The following is a 9,132-nucleotide window of genomic DNA, read 5'->3' as shown; positions in this document are numbered from 1 at the left end:
GCCAAGCATCAAGATGGAGTTTTTGACACTTCCATCGAGAACGAGCAAAGTCGCAATAAATCTGATCAGATGGCGGAGGCCATGTGAGCCAGGAAAAGAGAGAGCGGTAAAACCGCTAAACTACAGTGGGATAGTTATGAAGGCGAAAAAATCGGACAGCAGCCGCAAGTGTACGCCCTGGTCTACGGACTGCCCGACGAAAGCCGAAAATTAGACATGACCGATCTGATTATGAATCGGGGCAAAGGCAGCGAAGAATCTTTCGCCTATTGGACATTAAAGTCCATGTTTGCGGAAGGAAAAGACCAGTGGGCGCTGGATTATATGCGCAAAAACTGGGGAGAACAAACCAAACTTGCCTCATTTGATGGCGCCTGGCATGAAGGCTGGGATCTTCCCTGGGGATCGACTTCCCATGCCTGGTCTTCCGGCCCCACCGCATTGCTTCCCCAAAAGGTGCTGGGATTGGAGCCGACCGGATACGGCTGGAAAACCTTTGTGGTGAAGCCGCGCAGCGGGGACTTAACGTGGGCGAAAGGAAAGGTTTCCACCGTCGCGGGGGACATCACTGCTGACTGGAAGAAATCCGCCGGAAACCATTTCGCACTCAAACTGCATGTCCCTAAAGAAACTCAAGCCAGCGTCTATTTGCCTTCTCCGAATTTGAGTACAGTAAAAATCGACGGAAAGACGCTGGCGAAAAAGCCAGAAATCAAAGCGCGGCAGGAACCTGAAAAATGGGTTATCCTGGCGGTCGGCTCCGGCGATTATCAATTTGAATGTGAAACCAGCAACCACAGTTAGGATGAGAGAACTCAACGATGCAATATCTCAAAAACGCCACGGTGTTTGTGACGATCTCCGCGGCAACATTTGCCGCCGGAAGCTGCGCCCCGGCGCACGTTGCCCATGCGCCCCTGGCCCCGGTAACATTGGCTCTAGCAGCGTCCGACCCCGCCAAGCCGCCAACTATCGATCCGACTTACGGACTGCCGCTGCCGGCAAAGGTGAAAGCGCCCGCCGTCACGTCTCCGACGGCTCAATGGATCTGGGCGGACTCGAGAACGGACAATCAGACGATCTATTTGCAGCGTGCGTTCGATCTTAAGGCTGCGCCCAAAAAAGCGGAGATGTATCTCACCGCCGACGACTTTTTCACATTGTTCGTCAACGGCAAGCAAGTCGATCAATCGACGCCGGACCCCAATGACCGGGATGTCTGGAAGCGCGTCCACCGGATCGATGTCGCTCCGTATCTGCGCGCCGGCAGGAACGCGCTGGCAGTGCGCGTCGTGAACTCCGGCGGAGAGGCAGGCTGCGTTGCGCAGCTGAAAATCGATGACCTGGCCGCGATCCTGACGGATGCACGCTGGCGCGTCGCCACCGGCGCCACGCCGCCCGCCGACTGGAGCGCGGTGAATTTTGACGCGGGCGCCTGGAAGCCGGCCACAACACTCGCTCCAATTGGCGGCGGTGTTTGGGCGAACGTGGGCGGCCTGCAGGGCTGGCCTGGTTACGACTTGATGGGGGAACCCTACCTCGCGCATATCACACTGCCCTTTGCCAGCGTGGCGGACTCGCATCCCGGCGCCGGCGTTTTCGCTGACGCCGACAAATTGGCGGGCCACTCGGACGCCGTACTGACCGTCACCCCGCCTCCGGCCGGCGCCACGGACATTCCGAGCCTGCTGCTGGACTTCGGGAAAGAGATCGCGGGACGCGTCAAGATCGAACCGCTGACGGACGGAACGGTCGTCGTGGCGACGGGCGAATCGGACGATGAGGCCCTCACCGCTCCCTGGGGCGGTCCCCATCCCCTGGCGCTCATCACTGGAAACACCGCCTACACACCCTACAGCGCGTTTCGGTATGTGTGTCTCACGTTTCCCGCCGGGACTTCGACGACGCCGATCCGACTGCGAGTGACCGTCGACCACAAATACTATCCCGTGCAGTACCAGGGCAGCTTTGACTGCTCCGACCCGCTGCTGACGAAGCTCTGGTACACGGGCGCGTACACCGCTCATCTGTGCATGCAGGAAGATATCTGGGACGCCCCCAAGCGAGACAGAGCACGCTGGATCGGCGATATGCATGTCTCCGGCGAAGTAATCAACAATATTTTTGCCGATAAGTTCTTGATGGAGCAGACAATGACTCGTCTGCGCGACGATGTGCAGGGAGGCAAGCCCGATACGGAGCTTCCGAACAATCACGTCAACACCATCCCCGGCTATTCCTGCGCCTGGATCTGCACACTGGCCGATTTCCACCGGCACATCGGCGACGATGCGTATCTCAACAAACAGCACGATCGCCTGATCTCGCTTTTGGAATACATGCGCGGCGAACTCGACGATCGCGGTCTGTTCGCGAATAAATTGGGCAAGTGGCCCTTCGTCGACTGGTCGCCGGAGTTCAATGGAGATCATCCCATGGCGCGGGCGACCACGCATCTCTTTTATGTGAAAGCCGCCCGGGAAGCCGCCTTCCTGCTGCGCGAGATGAACGACAAGCCCAGCGCCGACAAATACGAAGCCTGGGCGGACACCCTGACTGCCGCCGCGCGTCAGTATCTGCCGGATACAGCCACGGAGACTTACGGCAACCGCCTGCAGGAGAACGCCATGGCGATCTACTCGGGCGTCGCCACCCCGGCGCAGCGAGCCGCGATCTACAGCAAAGTCTTGACGCCCGACAGCCCTTCCTGGGACAAGTCCGGCGCGCTGCTCGGAAACAACCCGGTGCTCTCGCCTTACTACGGCAACTACATTATTGCGGCCATGGGCCAAACCGGGCATAACGCCGACACAATCCGCGTGCTGCATGACTACTGGGGCGCGATGCTGGCCGAAGGCGCGACAACATTCTGGGAAGGTTACGATCCCAAGTGGCCGAAAGAGCACTTCCATAAGTTCCTGCAAGCGGACGACAAAACGGGAATGAACGCCAGTCTCTGCCACGGCTGGTCGGCGGGCCCGACGAACTGGCTGACGGAGCAGATGCTGGGCGTCACCCCAACCAGCGGCGGTTTCAAGACCGCGAAGATTGTTCCGGACCTCGGCGGCCTCGCCTGGGCCGAAGGCGCCGTCCCGACCCCGCAGGGCCTGCTTCGCGTTCGCGCTGAGCAAAGCGCCAAGAAGATGACCGTCACCGTCACATCGCCGAAGGGCGTGTCTGCGATGGTCGGCGTCACCGGCTCCGGCGTCACGGTCAATGGGCGGCCGGCAAAGACCACGCAATCGAAAGACGGCAAAACCTTCGTCACGCTCACACCCGGCAAAAGCACCGTCATCTCGCAGCTTTAGAATTGGCGCGCATCCTGTGTCATAATAACCTTGCTGTGATTAATTGAACCCGTCGCGTCCCCAAACGCGGCGGGTGCGGCAAGGGATGCGTGTGACTTCTGAAGAGCAAGTGCGGCGAAAAATCGAGGGCTGGCAGGCGGCGCTGATCGACCTGACGCGGCGCAATCCGCTATACGCCCTGGCCCCCAAAGCACGCGGCGTGCTGCCAATCGCCGATCCCGGTCTGGACGAGCTGTACACGCTGCTTGTGCGCAAGCGCAAGGCGCTGACGTTTGTCCAGAGCCAGGTTGATCCCGATCCTCTTGCCGAGCCTAAGCCAAATAAGGCGGGCAATATCGCCCTCGCCGAGCTTGAGTACAAGATCCTCAACAACCTGCGCCTGCGCGGCGTTTCGGCGCTGCGCGAGCAGGGCATCAATATCCTGTTTCTCGCCGCCGGGATGCTGGAATGGATCGATCCCGACACCAAAACACCCACCCGCTCGCCCCTATTGTTAATCCCGGTCCAATTGGAGCGCCTCCCCGGCGGCGACGCCTTCAAACTCACGCGCTTTGAAGACGAGATCGAACTCAATCCCACCCTCAAATATCGTCTCAGCCAGGCCGATCTGCGGATCGAACTGCCGGAGCCGCCCGACGAGGAAGATTTACTCCCCAGCGCTTATTTGGAGACCGTCGCCGCGCTGCTGCCGCAGCGCCCAGACTGGCGGGTTACTCAGGAAGTCGTACTCGGGCGCTTTTCGTTTCTCAAAATGGTGATGTACCGGGACTTGGTCGCTCACACGGAGCAGGCGCGCGTCCATCCCATCGTCGCCGCGCTCGCGGGAGATCGTGATGCGCTGATGAAACTGCCGCCGGTCGATCTCCCGCCCGTCTCCGAGCTTGACGAGTCCCTGCGCGGCGAGCGCACCTATCAAGTGCTCGACGCCGACCCGACCCAGCAGCGGGCAATTTTGGCCGCCCACGCCGGACAGAGCTTTGTGCTTCAGGGGCCACCGGGGACGGGCAAGACTCAGACAATCGCGAATATTATTACGGAATGCATTGCGGACGGCAAGCGCGTTTTATTTGTCTCGCAGAAAATGGCGGCGCTCGACGCCGTGTTCAAGCGTCTGCGCGACAAGGGCCTTGCGGATCTGTGTCTCGAAGCGCACAGCCACAAGGCGAACAAGAAAGATGTGCTCGACCAGCTTCGCCGCGCCCTGACCGCCCGCCGTCAAACGCTCAGCGGCGCCGAATTCTCCGTCGAGGAACTCGACGAAGTGCGGGACGCCCTCGCTGAAGTCGTCACCGCCCTGCATGCCCCCCAGGAGCCGCTGGGCCTTTCGGTCTATGAAGCGAACGGCGTCGTAGCGCAAGCATCTACGACCGTCGAACTTCCCTTCGCGTTTATCGGCCCCGAACAGGTCTCGCGCGAACAGTATCGGCGCCTAGAATCGCTCGCCGAGCGCCTGCAAAATTACCATTCGATCTTCGCCGAAGTCGCCACGCACCCCTGGCGCGGCATTCAGGCCCAGCGCTTCACATTGGATCTGCAAACGCGAGTCCGATCCGTCTTCGGCGACCTCCGCCCTCAGATCGATCTGCTTGTCAGCGAAACAGCCCAGCTCGCCGGCCGCTGTCAAATTGAGGCGCCTCAGACCATCACTAAGGCGGATCATCTCATGCGTGTTGCGAACGCCGCCGCGCGTACGCCGAGGCCACCCCGCGCATGGCTGACGGGTGATTCCCTGCCTGAGCTGCGTCAAATCGCATCGGGGCGGCAAGTGCGCGACGCCGGCTACCATTTGGCGAAGCAAACACTGCTAAGCGCCTGGACGCCCGCTCTCCTGAACCTCGATCATGCGGCGCTTCTCGCCCGCCTCGGCCCAAAGAATGAGCCGATCTTAAGACCCGCGATGGGCGCTGACTGGGAAACGACGATCGCCATACGGTTTGCCGAGCTGGACCGTGCGCTGAGCGAAGCCGACGACCGGATCGCGCGGCTGCGCGGCGGGCTGGAAGGTCTCGCGCAAATCACCGGCCGGCCGGCGGCCATCACGATCGGCGCCGCGCGGCACGAAATCCGGATCGCCGAACTGGCCCTGACCGATCCCCGTCCTGAGACGCACTGGCTCGACCCAGCCGCAGCCTCCGCGCTGCACGCGCAGGCAAACGAAGCGAGCGCACAGCACGACGCCTATCTGAAAAATCGCCAAACGCTGTTCGCCGAGTATTCCGGCGCCGTACTGGGACTCGATTTACCCGGTCTGCGCGCCCGGTTCGCCTCGGACTACGCCGGGTTCCTGAGGTTCTTCAAGCCCGCCTTCTATCGCGACCGCAAGACCGTCACGCTGACATTAAAACCCGAAGCGCCGCGCGGCCGCGATTTCCTGCGCGATCTCACCCTGGCCCAGGACGTCCGCGACCGAGGTGAATGGATCCGCGCACACGCCGCCGATCTGAATACATCTTTCGGACGGCATTATCGAAACCTGGAGACGGATTGGACCGAAGTCTCAACGGCGCTGAGTCAGACGGCGGAGATCGTCGAAGCGTGCTCGGGGGAAGTTTCTCCGCTGTTGGCGCAGAGCCTTGCCCGCTCCGGCCCGGCGCTGGAGCCGCTGCGCGCTCAGCATCAGCTGCTCCTCGCGCAGTCCCAAGAGTTAGACAACGCGCTGCAAACCCTGAGCGTGCTGGTCGATCTGACGCGCCTCCCCTTCACCAACCTGCCGCTGTCGCAGGCGCCGATGGATGAACTCGCCGGCTGGCTGCGCGGCGTGCGGGCGGCCGTTCAAGATGTCCACGCCGCACGTCAGGAAACGCTCACTTCCCTGCTCCCAAGTATGTCCAGCGAGAATCTGTCCCCGCTTCATCTTGGAGCGGCGCTGATCGAAGCGCGCCGGCTTGTCACCGAAACCGCCCAGATCGACGCCGAAGGCGCAAAACTGCTGGCGCAATATCAAGATCTATACAACGGATTGGACACGAACTGGAGCGCCGTGCTGGCGGCATTGGATTGGACCGAGAGCCTGCGCGCTCTGTATCCGGGCGTGACGCTCCCCGAAGGTCTGCGGGACGTGGTGACCGAAGGTCCCGCGCCGTTACTGTCTGAAATCGCGGAATCAGAACGCGCGACGGCGGCGCGCGCCGCCTCCATCCATGCGCTCATGGGTGAGTTAGGCGAGCTATTCACGGCGGAGCGTCTCACGGCTCAGAACCTGCCGCTTGCCGACGCCCCGTTTGCCGACCTCGCGGGTTGGGTGCAAGTTCGTTTGGACCGTATGGGTGATCTGGAGCGATGGATCGATTTCCAGAATTTGCGCAAAGAGTGTGAGGACAACGGCCTGCTCTCGTTCTTCGAGACGGCGACCAATCGCATCCCGCCGGCCGACCAGATCGTCCCTGCCTTCCGCAAGCAGTACCATCGCCTCTGGCTCGACGTCGTCACCGACGGCATTCCCGCCATTCGCCGCTTCCGAGGCGAGGAGCACGCCGCCAAGATCGCGCGATTCTGCCAATTGGATCAGCGTCAGATCGACGTCGCGCCCGAAGGCGTACGCGCCATCGCGCAGAAGCGCAAGCCGATCTCCCTCGAAGGCGCCGTTTCCAGTATCGGCGAAATGGGCGCGCTCAAAACGCAGCTCAGCCGCCAGCGCCCCAAGGCGATTCGCAAGCTGCTCGCCGACATCCCGAATTTGCTCTTTTTGCTCAAGCCGTGTCTCTTGATGAGCCCGCTCTCGGTCAGCCTCTTCTTAGAATCCGAGACGATCTGGTTTGACACCGTGATCTTCGACGAAGCCTCTCAGGTCTTCACCGAGGACGCTGTCGGAGCGATCCTGCGCGCCAAACAAGTAATTATCGCAGGCGACACCAAGCAGCTGCCGCCGACGTCGTTCTTCGCGGGACTTCAGGAGGACGGCGCGGAGAAGGACGATGAAGACAGCGGCGCGGCCGAGTTCGAAAGCGTATTAAAAGCGGCGGACTCGTTTGCCGATCCCGACTCGCCGCACTTCGCCGAGCACCCATTGAACTGGCACTACCGAAGCCGCCACGAATCGCTGATTGCCTTCTCTAAGGTCCACTTTTACAAGGAGCTGATCCCCTACCCGTCGGCCAGCCTCCCTTCGGCGGTCACGTTCGACTTTGTCGCGGACGGCGTTTACTATCCAGGAACGGGCGCGGGGCGCAATAACCCCATCGAGGCGGCGCGCGTCGTTGACCTTGTCATTGAGCATGTGCGAGAGAATCCAGGCCAAAGCGTCGGCGTCATCACGTTCAATGAGCCGCAGCAGACGACGATCCTCACGGAGATCGAGCGCCGCAAGCGAGAACTGCCCGATCTCATTCCCTTGCTCTCGGAAGAAGGCTCGGAAGGGTTTTTCGTCAAGAATATCGAAAACGTGCAGGGCGACGAGCGCGACGTGATTTTTCTCAGCCTGGGATTCGGCCACGACCCCAGCGGCAAGCTGTCCATGAATTTCGGGCCGCTCAATCAAGAAGGCGGCGAGCGGCGTTTGAATGTCGCCGTCACCCGCGCCCGGCGGCGCATGACAGTGGTCGCATCCATCCAAAGCGGAGAGATCGACCTGTCGCGCACCGATAAGCTCGGCCCAAAGTTGCTCAAAGCCTATCTGGAGTTCGCCGCCAGCGGCAGCCAGTCCGGGCTCAATTTCGAAGCGCACGCCGTCGCGGCCCAAAGCGCGTTCGAGCAGGCGATAGAAACGGCGCTGATCCGCGCGGGCTGCCAAATGCGCCGCCAGGTCGGCCTCTTCGAATACCGCGTGGACCTGGGCATTGTAGACGACGCCGATCCTGGCCGCTATTTGCTCGGGATCGAATGCGACGGCCCGATGTACCGCGACGCCCCCGGCGCCCGCGCCCGCGAGCGTCTGCGCGAACAAGTTTTGGGTACTCTGGGCTGGCGATTGCTGCGTGTCTGGTCCTCAGACTGGGTACGCGACCCACAGCGTGAGATGGCGCGAATTACCGACGCCATCGCCCGCGCCAAATCGGGAAAGTGGGATCCGGAAGCAACGCTTCCTGCGCCAAAGATCGCCGAAGCCGAGACGGAAGCCGACGAAACCATGGGGACGCCAAGCGGCGACGGCGCATTCTCCTACGACACATCGGATGTGTCTCCGCTGAACGCCAACGCCGTTCAGGAGACACAGGCCGCGTACACCACCGAGGGCGCGGTTCCCTTCGCGCTGCCTCCGGGCGTGGAGGTTTTTGAGCGCCGGTTCACGCCGATGCCCGGCGGCCGCGACACACTTTACGGCGATCTGCCGGCGCAGCAAAAGGCCCGCGCCGACTTCCTCGTCCAGCTGGTCGATCTAGAAGGGCCGCTGCCGCTAGAGACCGCCGCGCAGCATGTCGCTGAAATGGCGGGTGTCGCCCGCGCCGGCGCCAAGATCCGGGAGATCGTCGAAGATATGGCCGAAGCGCTCACGCTTCAGGACCGCATCGAACAGCGCGATGGCTTCCTCTGGCCGCGCGGCGGCGCCCGCCCAACGCCCCGCGTGCCGGCAGTGAACACGCCGCCGCGCCCGATCGACGAGATCTGCCTGGAAGAGATCGGTGAAGCCGCCATCGCCCTGCTCAAGATCGCCTATGGCATGCGTCGCGACGAACTCGTCATCGAGACCGCGCGCCTGCTGGGGTATCGTAACACCGGCGCCAACATCCGCGATCGCATCGGTGACGCATTATCGCTATTGGAACTAGACAATCGCATCCATGTCGTCGGCACGCAGATCCGGGCGCTGGAGATAGCTTAAAGGCCCTTCCGCCCCAATTCGTGTGGGTGTTTGGCCCCTCCGCCCCGGGAGAAGATGGCCCCTCCG

General features: G+C 61.9%; 3 protein-coding genes. All 3 read left to right on the top strand.

Translation table 11 applies throughout. The features are described 5' to 3' along the window. Positions 1–216: 216 nt before the first annotated feature. The 3 genes from ABIZ35_RS14700 (at position 217) to ABIZ35_RS14690 (ending at position 9,066) form a co-directional block, all read left to right on the top strand. Entirely contained in the window at positions 217–804 is a 588-nt protein-coding gene (locus ABIZ35_RS14700; protein WP_348220671.1) for an alpha-L-rhamnosidase C-terminal domain-containing protein, read from the top strand. A 17-nt stretch (positions 805–821) separates the two neighbouring features. Continuing rightward, entirely contained in the window at positions 822–3,308 is a 2,487-nt protein-coding gene (locus tag ABIZ35_RS14695) for an alpha-L-rhamnosidase C-terminal domain-containing protein (protein WP_348220670.1), read from the top strand. An 85-nt stretch (positions 3,309–3,393) separates the two neighbouring features. Continuing rightward, entirely contained in the window at positions 3,394–9,066 is a 5,673-nt protein-coding gene (locus tag ABIZ35_RS14690; RefSeq protein WP_348220669.1) for a DUF4011 domain-containing protein, read from the top strand. Positions 9,067–9,132: the final 66 nt, after the last annotated feature.

Origin of the sequence: Capsulimonas sp., assembly GCF_039929585.1 — a bacterium.
GTDB lineage: Bacteria > Armatimonadota > Armatimonadia > Armatimonadales > Capsulimonadaceae > Capsulimonas.
This window is presented reverse-complemented; position numbering and strand designations above follow the sequence as displayed.

Bases quoted from the DNA above. Each gene is read 5' to 3' on its own strand.
- ABIZ35_RS14695 (WP_348220670.1), top strand. From the start codon at position 822: ATGCAATATCTCAAAAACGCCACGGTGTTTGTGACGATCTCCGCGGCA.
- ABIZ35_RS14690 (WP_348220669.1), top strand. From the start codon at position 3,394: ATGCGTGTGACTTCTGAAGAGCAAGTGCGGCGAAAAATCGAGGGCTGG.
- ABIZ35_RS14700 (WP_348220671.1), top strand. From the start codon at position 217: ATGACCGATCTGATTATGAATCGGGGCAAAGGCAGCGAAGAATCTTTC.